This window comes from Pseudonocardia spirodelae (genome assembly GCF_037727765.1).
Classification (GTDB): Bacteria; Actinomycetota; Actinomycetes; order Mycobacteriales; family Pseudonocardiaceae; genus Pseudonocardia; species Pseudonocardia spirodelae.
The window spans coordinates 1-1,073 of the sequence record NZ_JBBJUP010000042.1 but is presented as its reverse complement, the minus strand read 5'-3'; the positions used below and the strand labels follow the sequence as shown (position 1 = coordinate 1,073).

Here is a 1,073-nt window from a genome sequence, read left to right as displayed (position 1 = left end):
TGTAACTCCCAGCCCCGTTGTTGACGCGGCTGATGGGCGGGTGCCCGTCGAGGGCGGTGTGGCAGCGGTGGTGGTTGTAGGTGTGCAGCCAGTCCGGTAGCGCGGCGGCGCGCTCGTCGTTGCTGGTGAAAGGACGCTGGTAGGCCCATTCCTCGGCCAGGGTCCGGTTGAACCGTTCGGCTTTGCCGTTGGTCTGTGGGCGGTAGCGGCGGGTGAAGCGGGCCTGGGCGCCGATCTCGGTCAGGGCCTGGCGCCAGGCGGCGGAGCGCCGGTAGGCCAGCGCGTTGTCGGTCATCACCCGTTCGACCTGGGCGATGCCGTGCTCGGCGAAGAACGACGCCGCCCGGCGGAGGAACCCGGCGCAGGTCTGCGCGCGTTCATCGGGGTGGATCTCGGCGTAGGCCAGGCGGGTGTGGTCGTCGATCGCGGCGTGGACGAAGTCGAACCCGACTCGGGGCCCGGAGCGGGCGCGCCGCCGTTCGAGGCTGTCGCGGCCGTGGACTCGCCAGCCGCCGCCGTCGCGTAGCCGGCCGAGCTTCTTCACATCGACGTGGACGAGTTCACCGGGGCGTTCGCGTTCGTAGCGGCGGATCACCTGCCCGGTGGGCCGGTCCATCCAGGCCAGCCGCGACATCTGGTGGCGGGTCAGGATCGCGTGCACGGTCGAGGCGGGCAGGCCGAGCAGTGGTCCGATCCGGTGCGGGCCGAGTTTGCGTGCGCGGCGCAGCGCGAGGACCTGTTGTTCGAGTTCGGGTCGGGTGCGTCCGGGGATGCGGTGGGCGCGGCTGGAACGGTCGCGTAGTCCGGATTCGCCTTCGGCGCGGTAGCGGGCGACCCACTTGTGGCCGGTCGTGCGGGAGATCCCGAGTTCGGGGGCGACGTGGGCGACCGGGCGACCGTGGTCGATGACTCGCTCGATCAGGAGCTTGCGTCCGTGCTCGGTCAGGCGGGCATTACGGTGGGCCACGGAGACCTCCGGGTGGTTCGGGGTGAGCGTCGACAACTCACACCTCGCCCGGAGGTCTCCCTGTTTTCAAGCCGCCACGCCGTCAACAACGGTCATGGGCACTACA

General features: G+C 70.5%; 1 protein-coding gene. It reads right to left on the bottom strand.

Annotated elements, in window-relative coordinates:
* A partial coding sequence (locus WJX68_RS25185) for an IS481 family transposase (RefSeq protein WP_340295481.1) occupies nt 1-967 on the bottom strand: 967 nt, incomplete at its 3' end.
* Nucleotides 968-1,073: the final 106 nt, after the last annotated feature.